Source organism: Enterobacter cloacae complex sp. HYC074_NIDB (assembly GCF_056673345.1).
This window is the reverse complement of record NZ_CP114214.1, coordinates 3,701,011-3,722,527: the sequence shown is the minus strand read 5'-3', so window position 1 is coordinate 3,722,527 and position 21,517 is coordinate 3,701,011. Positions and strand designations below refer to the sequence as shown.

Sequence of the window (21,517 nt, the reverse complement as noted above, 5' to 3'; positions counted from 1 at the left end):
TTTATGTCTGAAGAAAAGAAAGGTCAGCAGTATCTCGCCGCGTTGCATCAGGCTTTCCCGGGCGTGGTGCTGGAGGAGTCCTGGCAAACCAAAGACCAGATCACCGTCACCATTAAGGTGAACTATCTGCCGGAAGTGGTGGAGTTTCTCTACTACCAGCAGGGCGGCTGGCTGTCGGTGTTGTTCGGTAACGACGAGCGCCAGCTGTGCGGCAGTTACGCGGTGTACTACGTGATGTCGATGGAGCAGGGCGAGAAGTGCTGGATCACCGTGCGCGTCGAGGTCGACCCGAATAAACCGGAATACCCGTCCGTCACGCCGCGCGTGCCTGCCGCCGTCTGGGGCGAGCGCGAAGTGCGCGACATGTACGGCCTGGTGCCGGTTGGCCTGCCTGACGAGCGTCGCCTGGTGCTGCCGGACGACTGGCCGGATGAACTCTATCCGCTGCGCAAGGACAGCATGGACTACCGCCAGCGCCCGGCCCCAACCACCGACAGCGAAACCTACGAGTTCATCAACGAGCTGGGCAGCAAGAAGAATAACGTGGTGCCGATTGGCCCGCTGCACGTTACCTCTGACGAACCGGGCCACTTCCGCCTGTTCGTCGACGGCGAGAACATTATCGACGCCGACTACCGCCTGTTCTACGTCCACCGCGGCATGGAGAAGCTGGCGGAGACCCGCATGGGCTACAACGAAGTCACGTTTCTTTCTGACCGCGTGTGCGGCATCTGCGGCTTTGCCCACAGCACCGCCTACACCACCTCGGTGGAAAACGGCATGGGGATCGTGGTGCCGGAACGCGCGCAGATGATCCGCGCCATTCTGCTGGAGGTGGAGCGCCTGCACTCGCACCTGCTGAACCTCGGCCTGGCCTGCCATTTCGTCGGATTTGACTCCGGGTTTATGCAGTTCTTCCGCGTGCGCGAGGCGTCGATGAAGATGGCGGAGATCCTTACCGGGGCGCGTAAAACCTACGGCCTGAACCTGATCGGCGGGATCCGCCGCGACCTGCTGAAAGACGACATGATCCAGACCCGCCAGCTGGCGCAGCAGATGCGCCGGGACGTGCAGGAGCTGGTGGATATGCTGCTCAGCACGCCCAACATTGAGCAGCGCACCGTCGGGATTGGTCGTCTTGACCCGGAAATCGCCCGCGACTTCAGTAACGTTGGTCCGATGGTGCGCGCCAGCGGCCACGCCCGCGATACCCGCGCCGATCACCCGTTCGTCGGCTACGGCCTGCTGCCGATGACCGTGCACAGCGAGCAGGGCTGCGACGTCATCTCCCGTCTGAAGGTGCGCATCAACGAGGTATTCACCGCGCTGAACATGATCGACTACGGCCTCGATAACCTGCCGGGCGGCCCGCTGATGGTGGAAGGCTTCACCTACATTCCAAACCGCTTTGCCCTCGGCTTTGCCGAAGCGCCGCGCGGGGACGACATCCACTGGAGCATGACCGGCGACAACCAGAAGCTCTACCGCTGGCGCTGCCGTGCGGCGACCTACGCCAACTGGTCAACCCTGCGCTACATGCTTCGCGGCAACACGGTCTCCGACGCGCCGCTGATCATCGGCAGCCTCGACCCGTGTTACTCCTGCACCGACCGCATGACCGTCGTGGACGTGCGCAAGAAGAAAAGCCAGGTGGTGCCGTACAAAGAGCTTGAGCGCTACAGCATCGAACGTAAGAACTCGCCGCTGAAATAAGGATTCGCCATGTTTACCTTTATCAAAAAAGTGATCAAAACCGGCGCGCAGACCAGCAGTTATCCGCTGGAGCCGATCCCGGTTGATAAAAACTTTCGCGGCAAGCCGGAGCACAACCCGCAGCAGTGCATCGGCTGCGCGGCCTGCGTCAACGCCTGCCCGTCGAATGCCTTAACGGTGGAAACGGACCTGAAAACCGGCGAGCTGGCCTGGCAGTTTAACCTCGGGCGCTGCATCTTCTGCGGCCGCTGCGAGGAGGTCTGCCCGACGGTCGCCATTCGCCTGTCTCAGGAGTACGAGCTGGCGGTGTGGAAAAAAGAGGACTTCCTCCAGCAATCGCGCTTTGCGCTGTGCAACTGCCGCGTCTGCAAGCGTCCGTTCGCCGTGCAAAAAGAGATCGACTACGCCATCGCGCTGCTGAAGCACAACGGCGACGTCCGCGCGGAGCATCACCGTGAAAGCTTCGAAACCTGCCCGGAGTGCAAGCGTCAGAAATGCCTGCTGCCGTCTGACCGCATCGATTTAACCCGCCATATGAGAGAGGCCAGCTGATGGAAAACTTACTCGGCCCGCGCGACGCTAACGGCATTCCGGTGCCGCTGACGGTGGAGGAGTCCATCGCCAGCATGAAGGCGTCGCTGCTGAAAAAAATCAAACGCTCGGCCTACGTCTATCGCGTGGACTGCGGTGGCTGCAACGGCTGCGAGATTGAGATCTTCGCTACGCTGTCGCCGCTGTTTGACGCCGAGCGCTTCGGCATCAAGGTGGTGCCGTCCCCGCGCCACGCGGATATCCTGCTGTTCACCGGCGCGGTCACCCGCGCGATGCGCTCGCCTGCGCTACGCGCCTGGCAGTCTGCACCGGATCCGAAAATCTGCATCTCCTACGGTGCCTGCGGCAACAGCGGCGGCATCTTCCACGATCTTTACTGCGTCTGGGGCGGTACCGACAAAATCGTGCCGGTGGACGTCTACATTCCGGGCTGCCCGCCGACGCCCGCCGCCACGCTGTACGGCTTTGCGATGGCGCTCGGCCTGCTGGAGCAGAAAATCCACGCGCGCGAGCCGGGCGAGCTCGACAACCAGCCGGCGGCCATTCTGCACCCGGACATGGTGCAGCCGCTGCGGGTGAAGGTTGACCGCACGGCGCGCAGGCTGGCGGGGTACCGCTACGGGCGCCAGATTGCCGACGACTATCTGCGCCTGCTGAGCCAGGGTGACCACCAGGTCGCACGCTGGCTGGAGGCGGAAAACGATCCGCGCCTCAATGAGATTGTGGCGAACCTGAACAGCATCGTCGACGAGGCGCGTATCCGATGAGTGAAACGGTGGTGTTCAGCCAGCTGAGCCGTAAGTTTATTGATGAGAACGATGCCACGCCGGATGCGGCGCAGCAGGTGGTCTATTACAGCCTGGCGATTGGGCATCACCTCGGGGTGATTGACTGCCTGGAGGCCGCGCTGAGCTGTCCGTGGCCGGAATACCTGGCGTGGATTGCCACGCTGGAGGAGGGCAGTACGGCGCGGCGCAAAATGGAAGGCGTGCCGAAGTACGGTGAGATCGTGATCGATGCGAACCACATTGCCATGCTCGCAAACGCCTTTGACGCGGCGCTGGGCAGACAAACCCCGGAGCAGCAGGCGTGGAGCAAAACGCTGCTCGGCATGCTGCATGATATTCATCAGGAGAGCGCCATCTACCTGATGGTGAGGAGATTACGTGACTGACGTTTTACTGTGTGTCGGCAATAGCATGATGGGCGACGACGGCGCGGGTCCGCTGCTCGCAGAGATGTGTGCCGCGAACCCGCAGGGCGACTGGGTGGTGATTGACGGCGGCAGCGCGCCGGAAAACGACGTGGTGGCCATCCGCGAGCTATGCCCGGACAGGCTGTTAATCGTCGATGCCACCGATATGGGGCTCAACCCCGGCGAGATCCGCCTGATTGACCCGGACGACATCGCCGAGATGTTTATGATGACCACCCACAATATGCCGCTGAACTACCTCGTGGATCAGATCAAAGGTGACGTGGGCGAGGTGCTGTTTTTGGGCATTCAGCCGGATATTGTCGGGTTTTATTACCCGATGACGCCGCCGGTGAAAGAGGCGGTGGACGTGGTGTATTCACGGCTAGCGGGATGGGTTGGGAACGGAGGGTTTTCTCAGCTCTGAGCAGCGCCCGGTGGCGCTACGCTTACCGGGCCTACGGTTTTGTAGGCCGGGTAAGGCGAAGCCGCCACCCGGCAAAACAGGCTACTCGAGATCCGCCCCGTTACTCGCAATCACCTTCTTATACCATCCGAACGATTTCTTGCGTTTCCGCTCCAGCGTGCCGTTCCCGGCGTCGTCGCGGTCGACGTACACAAACCCGTAACGCTTGCTCATCTCCCCGGTTGAGGCCGAGACAAGGTCAATGCAGCCCCAGGTGGTGTAGCCCATCAGCGGTACGCCGTCCTCAATCGCATCGCCCATTGCGCGGATGTGCTCGCGCAGGTAGCTAATGCGGTAGTCGTCGTTGATCTCGCCGTTTTCATCAACGACATCTTTCGCTCCCAGGCCGTTTTCCACCAGGAACAGCGGCTTCTGGTAGCGGTCGTACATCATGTTCATGGTGATGCGCAGCCCGAGCGGGTCGATGCCCCAGCCCCATTCGCTCACCTGAATGTGCGGGTTGCGCAGGGACTTCACGATGTTCGCCGCGCTGGTGTTGCCCGCGTTCATGTCCGCCGAGGCGCAGCGCGAGGCGTAGTAGCTAAACGACACAAAGTCGACGGTATTTTTCAGCAGTTCGTCATCGCCCGGATCTTTAACAATCACCACGCCTTTCTCGCGGAACACGCGGGCAGAGTAGGCCGGGTAGCTTCCGCGCGCCTGCACGTCGATAAAGAACAGGTTCTCGCGGTCTTTCTCCAGCGCCATCCACACGTCTTCCGGCTTGCAGGAGTAGGGGTAGAAGTTACCGCCCGCCAGCATGCAGCCCACCTGGTTTTCCGGGTTTACCTCGTGGGCAATTTTGGTCGCCAGCGCGCTCGCCACCAGCTCGTGGTGCGCTGCCTGGTATTTCACCTGGTCTTCGTTTTCGCCTTCCTCAAACACCAATCCCGCGCCGGAAAACGGGCTGTGCAGCATGATGTTGATTTCGTTGAAGGTCAGCCAGTATTTCACCAACCCGTTAAACTCTTCGAAGCAGGTGCGGGCGTAGCGGGCGAAGAAATCGACCATCTTGCGGTTGCGCCAGGAGCCGTACTCCGTCACCAGGTGCATCGGCACGTCAAAGTGGCAGAGGGTCACCAGCGGCTCGATGTTGTACTTTTTGCACTCCTCGAACACCGCGCGGTAAAAGGCAATGCCTTCTTTGTTCGGCAGCGGCTCGTCGCCGTTCGGATAGAGGCGGCTCCAGGCGATCGAGGTGCGGAACACCGTAAAGCCCATCTCCGCCATCAGGGCGATGTCTTCTTTGTAGCGATGGTAAAAATCAATCGCCTCGTGGCTCGGGTAGAATTCGTCGTCCCGCAACGAAAACCGTTTTTCCTTGCCGACTTTTACCGCCAGGCGGTTTGCGCCGTGGGGGATCATATCGACCGTCGTCAGTCCTTTGCCGCCTTCACGGTAAGCCCCTTCACTCTGGTTGGCGGCAAGCGCGCCGCCCCATAAAAATCCTTGTGGAAAAACAGACATTCTTACCTCGCTTTCAGTTTATGCTTCTGCTGCTTTGTTCTGTACCGGTGCGGTTTGCAGGGCGCGTGCTTTTTCGGCTTCGTCTTCTACCGGGATATCCTCAAACCCTAACAGCAGGGTCAACACAAACGACAGCACCACTGCCAAACCCATCACGCCAAACACCCAGAGGATGGTCATCGGGTTGGCCGGGTCGAAGAACTGCACGCTGGTAAACAGCCCCGGCGCCGCCATCGAATGGCTGGCAAGACCGGCCATTCCTGCCACCGCGCCGCAGATAAAGCCGCTGATCAGACTCGCAATCAGCGGACGCTTCAGGCGTACCGCCACGCCGTACAGGGCCGGTTCAGAGATCCCCGCCATGATGGCGGAGGCCGCCGCGGCCAGCGCCGTCTGGCGCAGCTCCGGGTTTTTGGTTTTCCACGCTACCGCCAGCGATGAACCGCCGAGCGACAGGTTGGCGCCGATTTCCGACGGCATCACCATCCCTTCTTTGCCCGTTTCGGCAATGGTCTGGATGATGGTCGGCGTAAACACGCGGTGCATCCCGGTCATCACCAGCAGCGGCCACAGCGCGCCCATAATGGCAACGGAGAGCCAGCCCAGATAGCCGTGAATGGTGTAGACCAGCGCGGAGATGGCGCTGCCGATCCAGATCCCCAGCGGGCCAATCAGTACGATGGCGAGCGGGGCGGCAATCAGCACGATCAGCATCGGCTTGAGGAAGTTTTTCGTCACCGCCGGGGTGATGCGATCCACCCAGCGTTCGATGTACGACAGGCACCAGGTCATCACCAGGGCCGGGATAACGGTATAGGTGTATTTCACCGCCGTCACCGGAATGAACGCGAACTCAACGTGCTCGCCCTGCGCGGCCTTGGCCATCAGCTCGATAAAGCTCGGGTGAACCAGCACGCCCGCGATGGCGATTGCCAGGGACATGTTGGTTTTGAACTTCACCGCTGCGGAAGCCGCCACCATCAGCGGCAGGAAGAAGAACGCGCCGTCGCCGATAACGGTCAGGATCGTCAGCGTCGGGTCACCTTTGCCCAGCACGCCGGTCATCTCAAGGATCATCGCCAGCAGCTTGACCATCGACCCGCCGATGATCGCCGGGATCAGCGGAGACATGGTGCCGATCAGCGCGTCGAGGATCCCGGCGCCAATCCGGCGCAGCGTGAGCTTCTGTGGACCTTCCGCTACGGCAGGTTGCAGGTTAGCGGGCAGCAGGCTCACCACTTCACGGTATGCCTGGGACACGGTGTTGCCGATGATCACCTGGCACTGGTTGTCGTTGCGCACCACGCCGAGCACGCCGCTGATGCTTTTCAGGCGCGCGGTGTCGGTAAGGCTTTCGTCTTTCAGAACGAAGCGCAGGCGCGTCATGCAGTGGGTGACGGCGACGATGTTCTCTTTAGCGCCCAGCGCGCTAACAACGTCGTTTGCCAGCGCAGCGTAATTTTTTGCCATCGGATGTGATCCTGTTATCGTTGTGAGAAGTGTAGGAAACCGGTTTCACATAATCATCATGAGTTTCTTTTAATGAAACAAGATCACTTTTTATTCATTTTTTCGTTTCGTGATGACGATCACTCGTGGCCGTAAAAAGCGTGATAACGTCGCTGCGACAATTTTTCTGCGGTGAAGTACACTGCGGCTCATCGGTTTTGAATGGAATAACACTATGACCACCATGCTGGAAGTGGCGAAGCGGGCAGGCGTGTCGAAAGCGACGGTCTCCCGGGTGCTGTCGGGGAACGGTTACGTCAGCCAGGAGACGAAAGACCGCGTGTTTCAGGCCATCGAAGAAAGCGGGTATCGCCCCAATCTGCTGGCGCGAAACCTGGCGACCAAACGCACCCAGACCCTGGGGCTGGTGGTGACAAACACCCTGTACCATGGGGTCTACTTTAGCGAGCTGCTGTTTAACGCCGCGCGGATGACGGAAGAGAAGGGGCGTCAGCTGATCCTGGCGGACGGCAAGCACAGCGCCGAAGAGGAGCGCGAGGCGATCCAGTATCTGCTCGACATGCGCTGCGACGCGGTGATCATCTACCCGCGTTTTCTGAGCGTGGAAGCGCTGGACGAGATCATTGAGAAATGCGAGCAGCCGATTATGGTGCTCAACCGCCGTTTGCGGAAAAACAGCAGCCACAGCGTCTGGTCCGATCATAAAGCGTCGTGTCAGGACGCGGTATCGCAGCTGATCGCGAAAGGCCACCGGGAGATTGCGTTTATCACCGGTTCGCTGGATTCCCCCACCGGGGTGGAGCGTCTTTCCGGCTACAAGGACGCGCTGGCGCAGCACGGGATTGCAGTTCGTGACGCGCTGATCGCCGAAGGGAAGTGGAGCCCGGCCAGCGGCGCGGCGGCGGTCTCTCAGCTGCTCACCCGCGGCGAAGCGTTTACCGCGCTGGTGGCGAGTAACGACGATATGGCGATTGGCGCCATCAGGCAGTTGCACGAGAGCGGCGTCGCCACGCCGGGCGCGGTGTCCGTCATCGGCTTTGACGACGTGGCAATCGCGCCCTATATCGTGCCGTCCCTCTCCAGCGTGCGTATTCCGGTAACGGAGATGATCCAGGAGACCATCAGCCGCCTGATTTTCATGCTCGACGGCGGTGAGTTTAAGCTTCAGCAAACCTTCTCCGGCGAGCTTATCCTGCGCGACTCCGTTATTGACGGCCCGCATCGCTGACGTCGACATCTGTCATCGTCACTAATGACGATGACAGAACTACTTCTTTTTATTTCGCTTTAAAATCAACGCATTAAATATTGGCACGGTTTATGAATAGCTTCGCGCATAACAGTTATGCCGGAGAAGCAGATGAACCGTTTTATTATGGCCGATGCCAGCAAATGCATTGGTTGCCGTACCTGTGAAGTGGCGTGCGTGGTGTCCCATCAGGCAGAGCAGGATTGCGCCTCTCTCACCCCTGATACCTTTCTGCCGCGCATCCACGTCATTAAAGGCGTGAATATTTCTACCGCCGCTATCTGTCGCCAGTGTGAAGACGCGCCGTGCGCCAACGTCTGTCCGAACGGGGCGATTAAGCGCGAGAAAGGCTTCGTGCATGTGATGCAGGAGCGCTGCATCGGGTGCAAAACCTGTGTGGTGGCGTGTCCGTATGGCGCGATGGAGGTGGTGGTTCGCCCGGTGGTTCGCAACAGCGGTATCGGGCTGAGCGTGCGCGCGGAGAAAGCCGAAGCCAATAAATGTGACCTCTGCTACCACCGCGACGCCGGTCCGGCGTGTATGGAAGCCTGTCCGACGCATGCGCTGGTCTGCGTCGATCGAGACAAGCTCGAACAGATGAGTGCCGAAAAACGTCGCCGCGCGGCGTTCGACACCTCGTCATCACTGCTGTTCTGAACCGTATGAGCAGCAACGGCGTTCAGCTGCGGGTGCGCGGCAAGGTGCAGGGCGTGGGGTTTCGGCCCTTCGTCTGGCAGCTGGCGCACCGGCTGAAGCTTGTGGGCGATGTCTGCAACGACGGAGAGGGTGTCCTGGTGCGTCTCGCGGGTAATGGGGGGGACTTTACCGCGAGGCTGCATCAGGACTGCCCACCGCTGGCGCGCATCGATCGCGTTGAAACGCAGCCGTACAGCTGGAATACGCTGCCGGACGAGTTTGTCATCCGCCACAGCGAGAGTGGGGCGATGGACACGCAAATCGTCCCGGATGCCGCCACCTGTCCCGCGTGCCTGGCGGAGATGCGCGATCCCCGCGAGCGCCGCTATCGTTACCCGTTTATCAACTGCACCCACTGCGGGCCGCGGTTTACCATTATCCGCGCCATGCCCTATGATCGCCCGGCCACGTCAATGGCGCCATTCCCGCTCTGTGTGCCTTGTGAAACGGAGTACCGCAACCCGGCTGACCGGCGTTTTCACGCCCAGCCGGTTGCCTGCCCTGACTGCGGGCCGCAGCTGGAGTGGCGAGCCGGGGAGGCTGCTGCTGCCCGCGAATCGGCGTTAAGCGCGGCGGTGGCGATGCTGGAAGGCGGCGGGATTGTGGCGGTCAAAGGGCTGGGCGGTTTTCACCTGGTCTGCGACGCGCTTAACCCGCAGGCGATTCGGAAATTGCGGGCACGCAAGCAGCGCCCGACCAGGCCGCTGGCGGTGATGATCCCGCATGCGAACGATCTGCCGAAGACCATCCAGACGCTGTTACGTTCACCCGCTGCGCCGATTATGCTGACGCCAAAAGCCTGCCTTCCAGCGTTTCCTGAGGAGATTGCGCCGGGGCTGAATACGGTCGGCGTGATGTTGCCTGCGAACCCGCTCCAGCATTTGCTGATGTTGGACTGTCAGCGTCCGCTGGTGATGACCTCCGGCAACCTAAGTGGCCATCCACCCGTCATAAACAACCAGCAGGCGCTGGAAGAACTCAGTGACATCGCTGACGGCTTCCTGCTGCACAACCGCGACATCCTGCAACGGATGGATGATTCAGTGATGGACCAGGAGGGCACGATGTTGCGTCGCGCACGCGGTTTTGTGCCGGATGCCATCACATTGCCCGCCGGATTCCGCGACATCCCGCCCATGTTATGCACCGGCGCGGAGATGAAAAATACCTTCTGCCTGGTACGTGGCAACCAGGCGGTGCTGAGCCAGCATTTTGGCGATCTGAGCGACGAGGGCGTAGAGGCGCAGTGGCGCAGTGCGCTCTCGACGATGCAGGAGATCTACGCTTTCCAGCCAGAGCGTGTGGTGTGCGATGCCCATCCGGGATATCACGCCCGACAGTGGGCCCGGACGCAGGCGCTGCCCGTTGAGACCGTGCTGCATCATCATGCGCATGCGGCAGCGTGTCTGGCGGAGAACGGCTGGCCGCTCGACGGCGGGGATGTTATTGCCCTGACGCTGGACGGGATCGGCATGGGCGAGAACGGCGCGCTGTGGGGCGGCGAGTGCCTGCGGGTGAACTATCGCGACTGCGAACGGCTGGGCGGTCTGCCAGCCGTTGCGCTGCCGGGGGGCGATCTGGCGGCAAAACAGCCGTGGCGCAATTTGCTCGCCCACTGTCTGGCGTTCGTACCTGACTGGCAGCAGTACCCGGAAACTGAGGTGGTACAGCGTCAAAACTGGCCGCTGCTGGCAACGGCGGTGTCGCGCGGTATCAATGCGCCGCGGGCCTCCTCCTGTGGTCGTCTGTTCGACGCCGTGGCCTGTGCGCTGGGCATTGAAACGCAACGCTATGAGGGCGAAGCCGCGTGCCGGCTGGAGGCGCTGGCCGAACGCTGTGCAGGGGTTGATCATCCGGTGACGCTCCAGACGGATAACCTTGCGCTGTTCTGGCAGCAGTGGCTGGCCTGGCGGGCGGAGCCCGGCGAGCGCGCCTGGGCCTTTCACGATGCGCTGGCAAAAGGGCTGAGCGAACTGGCGGCAACGCATGCCCGCCGACGGTCGCTCTCTACGGTGTGCTTCAGCGGCGGCGTCCTTCACAACCGCCTGCTGCGCGCGCGCCTTCGTCATTACCTTTCTGATTTCACGCTTCTTTTTCCTTCGCGCCTGCCCGCAGGTGACGGAGCGATCTCCTTCGGGCAGGCGGTGGTTGCTGCCGCCCGATCATGTTTACAAAGGACTTAAAATGTTACGACTGTTACACAATGAACCTCGTGCAGCGTGCCTGCTGCTGGCTCTCGGGATGGCTAACCTGCTGGCCTGGGGGCTGGCGTGGCACACCTTTAGCGACAGTACGGCGCTGATGGCGGCCAGCCTGCTGGCCTGGTGTTACGGACTGCGTCATGCGGTGGATGCCGACCATATCGCCGCGATTGATACCGTGACGCGTAAGATGATGCAGCAGGGCAAGCGCCCGTCCGGCGTGGGCGCATGGTTTTCCCTCGGACACTCCACCATCGTGGTGCTGGCCTCCATTGCTATCGCCGCTACCGCCACGGCGTTTCAGAAAAACATGGCATGGTTCCACGAAACCGGCAGCCTGATTGGCACCGCCGTCTCCGCCACCTTCCTGCTGGCGATGGCGCTGGTGAATATGGTGATCCTGCGCGGCGTCTGGCGCAGTTTTCAGGCACTGAAACACGGCAGGCCGGCGCAGGGCGACATCACGCTGCCTGCACAGGGTGGCGTCATGAACTGGCTGTTCGGCAAAACCTTCCGCCTCGTCAATAAAAGCTGGCAGATGTACCTGGTCGGTTTCCTGTTTGGCCTCGGCTTTGACACGGCCACCGAAATCGGCGTGCTGGGGATCTCCGCCGCCAGCGCCTCCAGCGGGATGTCGGTGTGGTCGATCATGATCTTCCCGGCGCTCTTCGCCAGCGGCATGGCGCTGGTGGATACGCTCGATAACCTGCTGATGGTGGGTGCCTACGGCTGGGCGTTTAACAAGCCGCAGCGCAAGCTGTACTACAACATGACCATCACCGGCACTTCGGTGGTAGTGGCGCTGTTTATCGGCGGCCTGGAAGCGCTGGGTCTGCTGATGGACAAGTTCTCCCTCAGCGGCGACGTGTGGGATCTAATTGGCGCGGTGAACGATAACCTGGGCGATGCCGGATTTGTGGTGGTCGGGCTGTTTGTCGCCTGCTGGCTGATCTCGATGGCGAACTACCGCTGGCGCGGTTATGACGCGCTGGTGGTGCGCTCCTGACGCTGAAAGGGTAGCCATAAAAAAAGCCCCGGGACATCGGGGCGGTGGACAATAAAATCCAAAGGTTAAGTAAGCGTGGCAGTACTGTAGGCCGGGTAAGCGGAGCGCCGCCCGGCATGACGAGGGTTAAGCAGGTAACGATTTCAGCAGCGCGAAGGCCTCCTTCATTCTGTCTTCGCTGACCACAAAGGCGCGCATCTGACCGGCAGTATCGGTGCCGCGCGCCACCATGCCCTGAGGCGAAAGGGCAATCTGCCAGTCCAGATCCTGACGCTGCGTTTCACCTGCGAGATGCAGCGGTAGTTCCGGCGTTTTTACCTTCACCAGCATGGCGGGTAATTTCACCGGGGCGTTGCCGCCGAGCAGGTTTTTCGCCAGGAACATGGCGCTTAACTGAATCGGTTGCAGGAACGGCAGCACCTGGCCGTTAATTTCCGCGCAGTCGCCCAGGGCATAAATATCCGGCTGGGTGGTTTGCAGGTAGCTGTCCACCTTCACGCCGCGATTGATCTCTGCGCCCGCGCGGTGCGCCAGCGCGGTTTCCGGGCGCAACCCCGTCGCCGCAATTACCACATCCACTTCCACGCTGCGGTTGCAGTCGAGCGTCGCACAAATGCCGGTTTCGGTTTTGCTCAGGCTCTGCAACTGCGATTTCAGCAGCAGATGCACGCCCATGTCGGTCAGACGATGCTGTAAGCGACTGCTTACTTCTGCTGGCATCAGCGCTGACAGAATGCTGGCCGCGTGGTCAACCAGGGTGACGGATTTTCCCGCCCGGCAGAAGTCCATCGCCAGCTCGGTGCCAATCAGCCCGCCGCCGACAATCATCACCCGCGTGGCGTCGCGTAACAGGGGCTCGCTGGCCTGATACTCCTGCTGGCTGTTGAGCGTGACCATTAGTTCGCGGCCCTCAACCGGCGGCACAAACGCCGATGCCCCCGTCGCCAGCACCAGCTTGTCGTAGTGCCAGGTTTTATCTTTCGCGTTCACCACGTGGGCGTCGGCGTCGATATCGGTCACCCAGGTGTACGGAAACAGACGCAGGTTAAACTGTTCTGCAAACTCCCCCGCCGTCTGGCGGGTGAGATCGTCGGCGCGCTGATTCTGGCTAATGACGTGGCTTAAATCAGGCTTGTTGTACTCATCCATGCTGTCGGCGGCGATTACCGTCAACGGCACGTTAGCATCCTGTTTGCGGATATTTTTCACCAGCTGGCGGGCGGCAAAGCCCGAGCCGATAATGACGATGCCGTGGCTCATTTTGCCTCCGTTGCCAGTTCATCAAAGACGTCTTTCCCGAGGGAACATTCCGGGCAGAGGAAGTTGTCCGGCACCTCGCTCCATGGCGTACCCGGCGCGACATCCTGCAACGGCTCGCCCAGCTCAGGATCGTAAATCCACTGGCAGACGCTGCACTGCATGCAAGGGCCGAGGTCGGCAGCGGCAGGAGCGGCTTCTGCTACGGCTTCCGGCGCAACAGCCGCGGCGGGTGCGGTTTCCGGCAGTGGCGCAAGCGCCCACTGGCGGGCAATGTCGCGACCGTGCTGGCGACAGATTTCCAGCGCGTCGAGATCCGGACGCCATTTCGCCTTCAGGCTCAGGGACATCTCAAAACCGGCATCCTGTAAACGGGTGGAGAGACGGTCTACCGCGCCGCCGCTCCAGCCGTGTGAACCAAAGGCGCTGGCGCGTTTGTTACGGAAGCGCAGGCCGGTCATCTCTTCCACCAGTCCGGCAATTTTCGGCATCATCACGTTATTCATGGTGGAGGTACCCACCAGCACGCCTTTGGAGCGGAAGACGTTGGTCAATACCTCATTCTTATCGCTGCGCGCCACGTTGAAGATTTTCACCGCCACGTTCGGGTCAACTTCGTTGATGCCCTGGGCAATGGCGTCCGCCATCATGCGGGTGTTGTTGGACATGGTGTCGTAGAAGATCGTAATGCGGTCTTCCTGATAGTCCGCCGCCCACTTCAGGTACAGTTCGACAATCTGGGTTGGATTTTCACGCCATACCACGCCGTGGGAGGTGGCAATCATATCCACCGGCAGGTTGAAGCCGAGGATCTCGGTGATTTTTGGCGTGACCAGACGGCTGAACGGGGTCAGGATGTTGGCGTAGTAGCGTTGGCACTGTTCGAACAGCTCGGTCTGATCCACTTCGTCGTTGAACAGACGTTCGTCGCAGTAGTGCTGGCCGAAGGCGTCGTTACTAAACAGCACCGCGTCACCGGTCATGTAGGTCATCATGCTGTCCGGCCAGTGTAGCATTGGGGTTTCCACGAAGATCAGCTGTTTGCCGTTGCCGATATCCAGCGTGTCGCCGGTTTTCACAGTGTGGAAGTTCCACTCCGGATGGTGGTGGTGGCCGTTGATGGAGTCAATGGCGTTAGTGGTGCAGTAGATCGGGGTATCCGGAATGTGGGACATCAGCTCGGTCAGCGCCCCGGCATGATCCTCTTCCGCGTGGTTGATGATAATGTAGTCGATCTCATTCAGATCGATTTCGCTGCGCAGGTTCTGCACGAACTCGCGGCTGAATTTGTGATCGACGGTATCGATCAGGACGTTTTTACCTTCACGAATGAGATAGCTGTTGTAGCTGCTGCCGCGCAGCGTTTTGTATTCCGTCCCGTGAAAATCACGTACTTCCCAGTCACGTTGACCCACCCAATGAATGTTATTTTTAACCAGAATAGACATAGCAACCTCAACTTAATACGGCGTTTTCAAATAAGATGACTGTCATATATCAAGTTGCGTGCCAACTTTTTAAATTATTGAAAATAATGGATTTATATTTTGATGCTCCCAAATAGGTAGTCATTTTGACTATCTTAAAAATTGTCAATATGACACTATGTATTGTCAAAATGACAGTGAGGCAGAGATGAGCTTTTCCGTAGATGTGCTGGCGAAGATCGCCATAGAACTGCAAACCGGTATTGGTCATCAGGACCGCTTTCAGCGGCTGATCTCCACGTTGCGTCACGTGCTGGATTGCGATGCCTCGGCGCTGCTGCGTTACGAAGGGCGGCAGTTTATTCCGCTGGCTATCGACGGTCTGGCGAAGGACGTACTCGGGCGGCGCTTTACCCTGGAGGGCCACCCGCGTCTGGAAACCATCGCCCGTGCGGGTGACGTGGTGCGTTTCCCGGCGGACAGCGATCTGCCCGACCCTTACGACGGCCTGATCCCCGGGCAGGAGAGCCTGAAGGTGCACGCCTGTATCGGCCTGCCGCTGTTTGCCGGGCAGAACCTGATTGGTGCGTTAACCCTCGACGGTATGTCGCCGGATCAGTTCGATACCTTCAGCGACGAAGAGCTACGGCTGATTGCTGCGCTGGCGGCCGGGGCGCTGAACAACGCCCTGCTGATAGAACAGCTGGAGAGCCAGAATATTCTTCCGGGTAGCCCGACGGCGTTTGAGCAGGTGGCGCACACCGAAATGATCGGCCTTTCGCCAGGCATGGCGCAGCTCAAAAAAGAGATTGAGATTGTCGCCGCGTCTGATTTGAACGTGCTGATCTTCGGGGAGACCGGCACCGGTAAAGAGCTGGTGGCGAAAGCGATCCACGAAGCCTCGCCCCGTGCGGTGAATCCGCTGGTCTATCTCAACTGCGCGGCGCTGCCGGAAAGCGTGGCGGAAAGTGAGCTGTTCGGACACGTCAAAGGGGCCTTTACCGGGGCGATCAGCAACCGCAGCGGCAAGTTCGAAATGGCCGATAACGGCACGCTGTTCCTCGATGAAATTGGCGAACTCTCCCTTTCGCTCCAGGCCAAACTGCTGCGGGTGTTGCAGTATGGCGATATTCAACGCGTGGGAGACGATCGCAGCTTACGCGTGGATGTGCGCGTGCTGGCGGCGACGAACCGCGATCTGCGCGAAGAGGTGCTGGCGGGGAATTTCCGCGCCGATCTGTTCCACCGTCTGAGCGTGTTCCCGCTCACGGTGCCGCCGCTGCGCGAGCGGGGCGACGACGTGGTGCTGCTGGCGGGCTTTTTCTGCGAACAGTGTCGGCTCAAAATGGGGCTTTCCCGCGTGGTGCTAAGCCCCGGTGCGAGGACGCACCTGCTGAGCTACGGCTGGCCGGGTAACGTGCGTGAACTGGAACATGCGATTCACCGCGCGGTGGTGCTGGCGCGGGCTACGCGTTCGGGGGATGAAGTGGTTATTCATGCGCGCCATTTCGCGCTGCAGGAGGAAACGACGCCGTCCGTGAAGCCGGTGATACCTGAGAGCGTGAACGAAAACCTGCGCGAGGCGACGGATGCGTTCCAGCGTCAGATGATCGCCCGCGCGCTGGAGCAGAATAACCGCAGCTGGGCGGCGTGCGCGCGGGCGCTGGAGATGGACGTCGCCAACCTCCACAGGCTGGCGAAACGTCTGGGACTGAAGGGTTAAATAATCCCCGCCTGGTAGAAGTCTTGCAGGTTGATCGCGCCGCACAGCCTGCCGTGCTCGTCCACCACCGGCGCGGCGGTGATTTTGCGCTTCATCAGCACCTCTTTGGCTTCAATGGCGCGGCTGTCGGCATTCAGCGTCAGTCCGCCCTGGGTCATTGCTTCGGATACCCGCGCCTCCAGCTTGCCGCCGCCCACCAGCCAGCGGCGCAGGTCGCCGTCGGTGAAGACGCCCTTCACCTGGCGGTCATTGTCGCATACCGCAACCAGCCCCAGCCCGGTGCGGCTCAGCTCCAGCATGGCGTCCATCACGCTGGTGTCGAGTTTGACCTGAGGAATGGCATCGTCGGTGCGCATCAGGTGGTGAACCTTGTTGAGCAGACGTGCCCCAAGCGCGCCCGCAGGATGGGAGCGGGCGAAATCTTCCTCATTAAAACCGCGCGCCTGCATCACCGCCATTGCCAGCGCGTCGCCCATCATCAGGGTGTTGACGGTGCTGGAGGTCGGTGCCAGGTGCATCGGACAGGCTTCGCGCTCAACGGAAATATCCAGCGTTGCTTTCGCGGCCAGCGCCAGCGGCGATCGGGATTTGCCGGTCATCGCTAACAGGGCCACCGATTTTTCTTGCAGGCGAGGGATGATGAGATCCAGCTCTTTGGCTGAACCGGAGTAGGAGATAAACAGCATCACGTCGCGGCTTTCGATCATCCCCAGATCGCCGTGCAGCGCTTCGGCAGGATGCACAAAGAACGCCGGGGTGCCGGTGCTGGCAAGCGTCGCGGCAATCTTCTTGCCGATATGACCGGATTTACCGATACCCGCCACGATCACTTTACCCTCGCAGTGGATAATGGTGTTGGCTGCACGAACAAAATCCTCACCCAGACGCTCCGGCAGGCGGCTGGCTTCCTGTAGCTCCAGCAGCAGGGTCTGACGGCCTGCGTTTAACAGAAAATCACTCATTTTTCTCTCCGGTTACGATCACGTCGATGCCCTTCGCTTCCAGCGCTTTTTTAAATGCCGGATCGATACCTGCGTCGGTAATCAGCTTATCGACGCTTTCAAGGCTACAGACAATGTTGGGGCTTTTACGGCCAAACTTCGACGAGTCCGCCATCAAAATCACTTCCCGTGCGGCGTTGCACATCGCTTTGCTGACGCTGAACACCTCGTTGAAGGTAGTCACGCCCGCGTTGAGGTCGATGCCGTCGGTGCCCATAAACAGCTTATCGAAGCTGAAGTGGTCGAAGGCATTCTCCGCCAGCTGCCCGTGAAACGACGCCGATTTTTTACGGAAGGTGCCACCGGGCATCAGGATGGTCTGCTCGCTGTCGAACTCTGACAGGGCATTGACGATGTGCAGGCTGTTGGTCATCACGGTGATGTTATTAAAGCGGCTGAGCAGCGGGATCATCTGTAGGACAGTACTGCCTGCGTCGAGGATAATGGAATCGCCGTCATGGATAAATTTGACGGCGGCTTCGGCAATCAGCGCTTTCTGGTGAGTATTGATCAGCGTTTTGTGGTCGATAGGCGGGTCGGCTTCGTCTTTATTGAGCACCACGCCGCCGTAGGTACGAATGACGGCGCCGGAGTTTTCGAGCAACACCAGGTCCTTGCGTATTGTCGTGCCGGTGGTGTCAAAGTAGTGGGCCAGATCCTCTACCGAGCACTTTCCCTGCTTTTGCAGATGCTCAAGTATGGCCGCCTGCCGCTGACGTGGTTTCATAGGCGCTTCGTTCCTTACGTTGCGAAATGATAATTCCGCAAGTTTATAACTTTCACAACGAAATTATCCATGTTTCAGATTAAGCGCTAATGATAGTGCATTCTGACAGAGTGAATCATGGGGGAAGATCACATCAGGTTGTAATTCATGCAGCGAAATGCCGTTGATCGCCTGAATTTTGGTCGGACGGGCAAACACCGTTACGCCGCGCATGATGAGGGAATCGCTCACCCGGTTGTGTTCATCCAGCGCAACGGCAACCACCACGCGCGGCTTAAAGCGCCCCCCGGAACGCCCGACGCCGACGCGTCCCTTCTGACACAACGCATCAAAGGCGCGGTTAAACTGGTAGATCTGCCAGCCGCCAAACGCCATCTGGCAGATCCAGGCGAGGGCGGCGACGGTGATGAGTGCGGTTACCATATCGGCTCCTTGTTATATTCCCTCTCCCGGTGGGAGAGGGGGAGGGTGAGGGCATCACCCTGCTCGATCAGAACATCACCTGCCCACCGGTGACGTTAATCGACTGTCCGGTGCAGTACGAGGCTTTCGGGCTGGCGTAAAACAGCAGCATGTTCAGCACGTCCTGATAGTCGCACCCGCGCTTGAGCGGCACTTTGTCGATGTAGTACTGCTCCACTTCTTCAGCTTTGATGCCAAGTTTGGCGGCGTACTGTGGCAGCAGGGACTGGAACATCGGGGATTTCAGCAGGTTACCCAGCATCAGCGCGTGAACGGTAATGCCGTATTCGGCCAGATCCAGCGCCAGAGACTGTGTCAGCCCGACGCCGCCAAACTTCGCCGCGCTGTAGCCGGAGTTGTGCTTGCTGCCCACTTTCCCCGATTTTGAGTTGATCTGAATGATGCGACCCTGAATACCGTCGCGGATCATCAGACGGGAAAATTCGCGGGCGCAGAGGAAATAGCCCACCAGATTCACCTGCAACGAGCGGTCAAAATCCCCCAGCTCGAAATCGCTGATAAACGCCGCTTTCGCGATCCCCGCGCTGTAGACCAGCAGGTCGATACGCCCAAATATCTCGTCCACGCCGCGGGCCAGCGCCATCACGCTCTGCTCGCTGGTGGCGTCGGCACCAAATCCGTACGCCATCCCTTCGCCAAACTCGGTGTTGATGGCGTCCGCTACGCGGGCGGCTTTCTCACTCTGAATATCCACGACCGCCACGCGGTAGCCCTCTGCGGCAAGCCCATGGCAGAGGAACTCGCCTAAGGTTTGTCCCCCACCAATGACAACGGCAACCTGACTCATGTGTCTCTCCTTTATTACGAAATAAATTTTAACGTGCAGCCTGGGGTGACAGCCTGCGGAACCGGGCCCACTACGTGAACCGTACCGGGATACTCCGCCTGCGGCTGGCCGTCGAAACGTAGGGTGATATGCCCCAGCTCGCGCAGGTTTTGCTCGGCGACGTCGCCGACGGCGGTCACGGCATAGCGCGCCTCGCCCAGCTGTAGCTGGCTCCCTGCCTTTAGCTCGCCGTTCAGCTCGCCGTGGCAGTGGATAAAGCAAAACTCTTCGATATCCGCAGGCGCCCCTTCGCGGAAGGTGATCAGCATCTGGTCGCTCAGCGCATCCGCCGCGCTCTGGCGGATGCGGGTAATGGTGGTCTGGTAAATCACAGTCATGGCAGGCACCTCTTATTGATAAATAAAGCCGGAAACAAACCAGGCAATCAGCACCGTCGGCGCGCCCGTCAGGAAGCGGCTGACCAGCACGGACGGCACGCCCACGCGCACGGTCTCCTGGCGTGCTTCCGCCAGCGACAGCCCCACGGGGATAAAGTCGCACGCTGCCTGGGCGTTAATGGCAAACAGGGCGGGCAGGGCGAGGTGCGGAGGAATATTCCCCAGACCAATCTGCACGCCAATCAGCACGCCGATAACCTGAGCAATCACCGCGCCCGGGCCGAGGAACGGCGACAGCAGCGGGAAGGAGCAGATCAGCGCCAGCGTCACCAGGCCGAGCGGGTGGCTGGCAAGCGGGGCGAGGCCGTGGGCAATCCAGTCGCCCAGGCCTGAGGCCATGATGATGCCGATCAGCGCCGAGACGAATGCCATAAACGGCAGAATGGTCTTCAGCACCGTGTCGATGGTGTCGCGCCCGGACTGGAACAGCACCGCCACGGCGGACCCCATCCCCATCCCGACCTTCGCCAGCAGGCCATCGCTCTGCTCGGTGATTTTTTTGCTGGTGTCGTACTCGCGCGGGGCCGCTTTTTGCGGCGCAGATGTGCCATTCACCAGCGTGATGTTGTCTTCCTTCACGCCTGACACATAAATATCTTCAACGATGTACTGCGCCAGCGGGCCGGATTTCCCGGTGGAGTGAATATTTACCGTCGGAATGCGGCGCTTCGGATAGATGCCGCAGCGCAGCGTGCCGCCGCAGTCGATCACCGCCACGCCGATTTCCGCTTCCGGCGGTTCGCCTTCCTTGAAGCCGTCGACCGCTTCCCAGCCGGTCAGATCGCGCAACTTGTCGACGATCGCCGGGCGCGTGCCCGCGGTGATGTACACAATCTTTTTGCCTTCGGTGGCGTCGAACTCCAGCGGGCCGCCCCAGCCGCCCGTGCCTTTCTCAATGCGGATCCGGTTCATGCTGTGGCTCCTGAAAGATGGACTTTCTGTTCAAGCTGGATGCCCATTTTTTTCTCGAAAATGGCGGTGGTGAGGTCAGTCACCCAGCCGCGGAAGAAGTTGGTCACCAGACCGACCAGCAGGTAGCTCACCGCCAGCGGGCCGAGCGGCAGGCCAAGCGTGGTCAGGCCGCTGGCGATCCCGAGATAGACAAACAGTTCGCCGGGGTTGATGTGCGGGAACAGGCCGTTCATGGAATGGCAGCTGTAGGAGGCGGCGGCGTAATAGCTCGGCTTGTACTTCTCTGGCATAAAGCGGCCGAGGCTTAAGGTCATCGGGTTGCAGAACACGAAGGTGCCGATAAAGGGCAGTATCAGGTAGCGGGACAGCGGGTTTCCGGCGCAGCGCTGGGCGAAGCGCTCGATGCGCTGCTGGCCGATAAAGTTAATCAGCGCGTTCATGATCACCAGCAGGCTGATCAGCAGGGGCAGGATCCCGGTCACCATGCCAGTGAACACTTCTCCGCCTTTCTGAAACAGCCCGATGAACCACTCGGCGCCATGGGTGATGGTTTCTATCATTCTTCTCTCCTGTAGGGCGTTTGTTTTTGTCTATCTGCGGCTAATAATAATCACTTTGAAAGGTTTTAAAGTGTTAGTTAGATCTCACAATGAAAGAAAAATGTATTATTTTGAAAGTTTATTGGTGAGGTGAATAATTTTTGGTGGAAAAAGGCACGGATTTGCGTTGGGGAGGTGCGTACCGCTTC

At 60.0% G+C, this 21,517-nt stretch carries 21 protein-coding genes; 10 read left to right on the top strand and 11 right to left on the bottom strand.

Translation table 11 applies throughout. The features are described from left to right. Positions 1-3 precede the first annotated feature (3 nt). From hycE to hycI, 5 genes are read left to right on the top strand one after another with little or no spacing between them, the layout of a single operon-like run. A complete protein-coding gene (gene hycE / locus O1724_RS18125) occupies positions 4-1,713 on the top strand; it encodes a formate hydrogenlyase subunit HycE (protein ID WP_414538910.1) in 1,710 nt (569 codons plus the stop codon). Positions 1,714-1,722: 9 nt separating this feature from the next. Next, a complete protein-coding gene (locus O1724_RS18120) occupies positions 1,723-2,265 on the top strand; it encodes a formate hydrogenlyase complex iron-sulfur subunit (RefSeq protein ID WP_003862138.1) in 543 nt (180 codons plus the stop codon). Next, entirely contained in the window at positions 2,265-3,032 is a 768-nt protein-coding gene (locus O1724_RS18115) for an NADH-quinone oxidoreductase subunit B family protein (RefSeq protein WP_126296932.1), read from the top strand. Before O1724_RS18120 ends, O1724_RS18115 begins: the two co-directional genes overlap by 1 nt. Next, positions 3,029-3,439, top strand: coding sequence for a formate hydrogenlyase maturation HycH family protein (locus tag O1724_RS18110; RefSeq protein WP_023294422.1), 411 nt, complete (start codon positions 3,029-3,031; stop codon positions 3,437-3,439). Before O1724_RS18115 ends, O1724_RS18110 begins: the two co-directional genes overlap by 4 nt. Next, on the top strand, positions 3,432-3,887 hold the full coding sequence (gene hycI, locus O1724_RS18105) for a hydrogenase maturation peptidase HycI (protein ID WP_047748606.1): 456 nt from the start codon (positions 3,432-3,434) through the stop codon (positions 3,885-3,887). The genes O1724_RS18110 and hycI overlap by 8 nt, the downstream gene beginning before the upstream one ends. An 81-nt stretch (positions 3,888-3,968) precedes the next feature. On the opposite strand, the gene O1724_RS18100 is transcribed toward hycI, so the two are convergent. Both O1724_RS18100 and ascF read right to left on the bottom strand, forming a co-directional pair. Continuing rightward, the gene (locus tag O1724_RS18100; protein WP_126296931.1) at positions 3,969-5,393 is read right to left on the bottom strand and encodes a 6-phospho-beta-glucosidase; all 1,425 of its coding nucleotides are present in this window, start codon (positions 5,391-5,393) and stop codon (positions 3,969-3,971) included. Positions 5,394-5,411: 18 nt separating this feature from the next. After that, the gene (gene ascF, locus O1724_RS18095; protein WP_126296930.1) at positions 5,412-6,863 is read right to left on the bottom strand and encodes a PTS cellobiose/arbutin/salicin transporter subunit IIBC; all 1,452 of its coding nucleotides are present in this window, start codon (positions 6,861-6,863) and stop codon (positions 5,412-5,414) included. A gap of 214 nt (positions 6,864-7,077) precedes the next feature. On the opposite strand from ascF, the gene O1724_RS18090 reads away from it, so the two are divergent. The 4 genes from O1724_RS18090 to O1724_RS18075 all read left to right on the top strand — a co-directional run bounded on the left by O1724_RS18090 (position 7,078) and on the right by O1724_RS18075 (position 12,015). Beyond that, the gene (locus tag O1724_RS18090; protein WP_061856246.1) at positions 7,078-8,091 is read left to right on the top strand and encodes a LacI family DNA-binding transcriptional regulator; all 1,014 of its coding nucleotides are present in this window, start codon (positions 7,078-7,080) and stop codon (positions 8,089-8,091) included. A gap of 132 nt (positions 8,092-8,223) precedes the next feature. Next, positions 8,224-8,769 (top strand): electron transport protein HydN, encoded by a 546-nt coding sequence (gene hydN, locus O1724_RS18085; protein WP_017382793.1) that lies wholly within the window; start codon positions 8,224-8,226, stop codon positions 8,767-8,769. A gap of 5 nt (positions 8,770-8,774) precedes the next feature. Next, entirely contained in the window at positions 8,775-10,991 is a 2,217-nt protein-coding gene (hypF, locus tag O1724_RS18080) for a carbamoyltransferase HypF (RefSeq protein WP_126296929.1), read from the top strand. A 1-nt stretch (position 10,992) separates the two neighbouring features. Next, positions 10,993-12,015 carry a HoxN/HupN/NixA family nickel/cobalt transporter gene (locus tag O1724_RS18075; protein ID WP_126296928.1) on the top strand — a complete coding sequence of 341 codons (1,023 nt, stop codon included), beginning with the start codon at positions 10,993-10,995 and terminating at the stop codon, positions 12,013-12,015. A 126-nt stretch (positions 12,016-12,141) separates the two neighbouring features. Here the strand turns inward: O1724_RS18075 and norW are convergent, their stop codons facing one another. Both norW and norV read right to left on the bottom strand, forming a co-directional pair. Beyond that, positions 12,142-13,275: an NADH:flavorubredoxin reductase NorW gene (norW, locus tag O1724_RS18070; protein ID WP_126296927.1), complete on the bottom strand. Its 1,134-nt coding sequence runs from the start codon at positions 13,273-13,275 to the stop codon at positions 12,142-12,144. Then, positions 13,272-14,720: an anaerobic nitric oxide reductase flavorubredoxin gene (norV, locus tag O1724_RS18065; protein ID WP_022651734.1), complete on the bottom strand. Its 1,449-nt coding sequence runs from the start codon at positions 14,718-14,720 to the stop codon at positions 13,272-13,274. Before norV ends, norW begins: the two co-directional genes overlap by 4 nt. Before the next feature lie 187 nt (positions 14,721-14,907). On the opposite strand from norV, the gene norR reads away from it, so the two are divergent. Next, positions 14,908-16,422: a nitric oxide reductase transcriptional regulator NorR gene (norR, locus tag O1724_RS18060; RefSeq protein ID WP_048209517.1), complete on the top strand. Its 1,515-nt coding sequence runs from the start codon at positions 14,908-14,910 to the stop codon at positions 16,420-16,422. Here norR and gutQ read toward each other — a convergent pair. The 7 genes from gutQ to srlA all read right to left on the bottom strand — a co-directional run bounded on the left by gutQ (position 16,419) and on the right by srlA (position 21,329). Then, positions 16,419-17,384: an arabinose-5-phosphate isomerase GutQ gene (gutQ, locus tag O1724_RS18055; protein ID WP_015571677.1), complete on the bottom strand. Its 966-nt coding sequence runs from the start codon at positions 17,382-17,384 to the stop codon at positions 16,419-16,421. The genes norR and gutQ overlap by 4 nt on opposite strands. After that, positions 17,377-18,150 (bottom strand): glucitol operon DNA-binding transcriptional repressor SrlR, encoded by a 774-nt coding sequence (gene srlR / locus O1724_RS18050; protein WP_022651731.1) that lies wholly within the window; start codon positions 18,148-18,150, stop codon positions 17,377-17,379. Before srlR ends, gutQ begins: the two co-directional genes overlap by 8 nt. 63 nt (positions 18,151-18,213) lie before the next feature. Then, a complete protein-coding gene (gene gutM, locus O1724_RS18045; RefSeq protein WP_023323656.1) occupies positions 18,214-18,573 on the bottom strand; it encodes a transcriptional regulator GutM in 360 nt (119 codons plus the stop codon). Between the two features lie 67 nt (positions 18,574-18,640). Beyond that, the gene (srlD, locus tag O1724_RS18040; protein ID WP_003862162.1) at positions 18,641-19,420 is read right to left on the bottom strand and encodes a sorbitol-6-phosphate dehydrogenase; all 780 of its coding nucleotides are present in this window, start codon (positions 19,418-19,420) and stop codon (positions 18,641-18,643) included. A 14-nt stretch (positions 19,421-19,434) separates the two neighbouring features. Then, on the bottom strand, positions 19,435-19,797 hold the full coding sequence (gene srlB / locus O1724_RS18035) for a PTS glucitol/sorbitol transporter subunit IIA (protein ID WP_126296926.1): 363 nt from the start codon (positions 19,795-19,797) through the stop codon (positions 19,435-19,437). A gap of 12 nt (positions 19,798-19,809) precedes the next feature. Continuing rightward, complete coding sequence (gene srlE, locus O1724_RS18030; protein WP_045331261.1) at positions 19,810-20,769, bottom strand: PTS glucitol/sorbitol transporter subunit IIB; 960 nt, start codon at positions 20,767-20,769, stop codon at positions 19,810-19,812. Next, the gene (srlA, locus tag O1724_RS18025; protein WP_003862164.1) at positions 20,766-21,329 is read right to left on the bottom strand and encodes a PTS glucitol/sorbitol transporter subunit IIC; all 564 of its coding nucleotides are present in this window, start codon (positions 21,327-21,329) and stop codon (positions 20,766-20,768) included. The genes srlE and srlA overlap by 4 nt, the downstream gene beginning before the upstream one ends. Between the last annotated feature and the right edge of the window lie 188 nt (positions 21,330-21,517).

Bases quoted from the DNA above. Each gene is read 5' to 3' on its own strand.
- hycE (WP_414538910.1), top strand. From the start codon at position 4: ATGTCTGAAGAAAAGAAAGGTCAGCAGTATCTCGCCGCGTTGCATCAG.
- O1724_RS18120 (WP_003862138.1), top strand. From the start codon at position 1,723: ATGTTTACCTTTATCAAAAAAGTGATCAAAACCGGCGCGCAGACCAGC.
- O1724_RS18115 (WP_126296932.1), top strand. From the start codon at position 2,265: ATGGAAAACTTACTCGGCCCGCGCGACGCTAACGGCATTCCGGTGCCG.
- O1724_RS18110 (WP_023294422.1), top strand. From the start codon at position 3,029: ATGAGTGAAACGGTGGTGTTCAGCCAGCTGAGCCGTAAGTTTATTGAT.
- O1724_RS18100 (WP_126296931.1), bottom strand. From the start codon at position 5,393: ATGTCTGTTTTTCCACAAGGATTTTTATGGGGCGGCGCGCTTGCCGCC.
- ascF (WP_126296930.1), bottom strand. From the start codon at position 6,863: ATGGCAAAAAATTACGCTGCGCTGGCAAACGACGTTGTTAGCGCGCTG.
- O1724_RS18090 (WP_061856246.1), top strand. From the start codon at position 7,078: ATGACCACCATGCTGGAAGTGGCGAAGCGGGCAGGCGTGTCGAAAGCG.
- hydN (WP_017382793.1), top strand. From the start codon at position 8,224: ATGAACCGTTTTATTATGGCCGATGCCAGCAAATGCATTGGTTGCCGT.
- hypF (WP_126296929.1), top strand. From the start codon at position 8,775: ATGAGCAGCAACGGCGTTCAGCTGCGGGTGCGCGGCAAGGTGCAGGGC.
- O1724_RS18075 (WP_126296928.1), top strand. From the start codon at position 10,993: ATGTTACGACTGTTACACAATGAACCTCGTGCAGCGTGCCTGCTGCTG.
- norW (WP_126296927.1), bottom strand. From the start codon at position 13,275: ATGAGCCACGGCATCGTCATTATCGGCTCGGGCTTTGCCGCCCGCCAG.
- norV (WP_022651734.1), bottom strand. From the start codon at position 14,720: ATGTCTATTCTGGTTAAAAATAACATTCATTGGGTGGGTCAACGTGAC.
- norR (WP_048209517.1), top strand. From the start codon at position 14,908: ATGAGCTTTTCCGTAGATGTGCTGGCGAAGATCGCCATAGAACTGCAA.
- gutQ (WP_015571677.1), bottom strand. From the start codon at position 17,384: ATGAGTGATTTTCTGTTAAACGCAGGCCGTCAGACCCTGCTGCTGGAG.
- srlR (WP_022651731.1), bottom strand. From the start codon at position 18,150: ATGAAACCACGTCAGCGGCAGGCGGCCATACTTGAGCATCTGCAAAAG.
- gutM (WP_023323656.1), bottom strand. From the start codon at position 18,573: ATGGTAACCGCACTCATCACCGTCGCCGCCCTCGCCTGGATCTGCCAG.
- srlD (WP_003862162.1), bottom strand. From the start codon at position 19,420: ATGAGTCAGGTTGCCGTTGTCATTGGTGGGGGACAAACCTTAGGCGAG.
- srlB (WP_126296926.1), bottom strand. From the start codon at position 19,797: ATGACTGTGATTTACCAGACCACCATTACCCGCATCCGCCAGAGCGCG.
- srlE (WP_045331261.1), bottom strand. From the start codon at position 20,769: ATGAACCGGATCCGCATTGAGAAAGGCACGGGCGGCTGGGGCGGCCCG.
- srlA (WP_003862164.1), bottom strand. From the start codon at position 21,329: ATGATAGAAACCATCACCCATGGCGCCGAGTGGTTCATCGGGCTGTTT.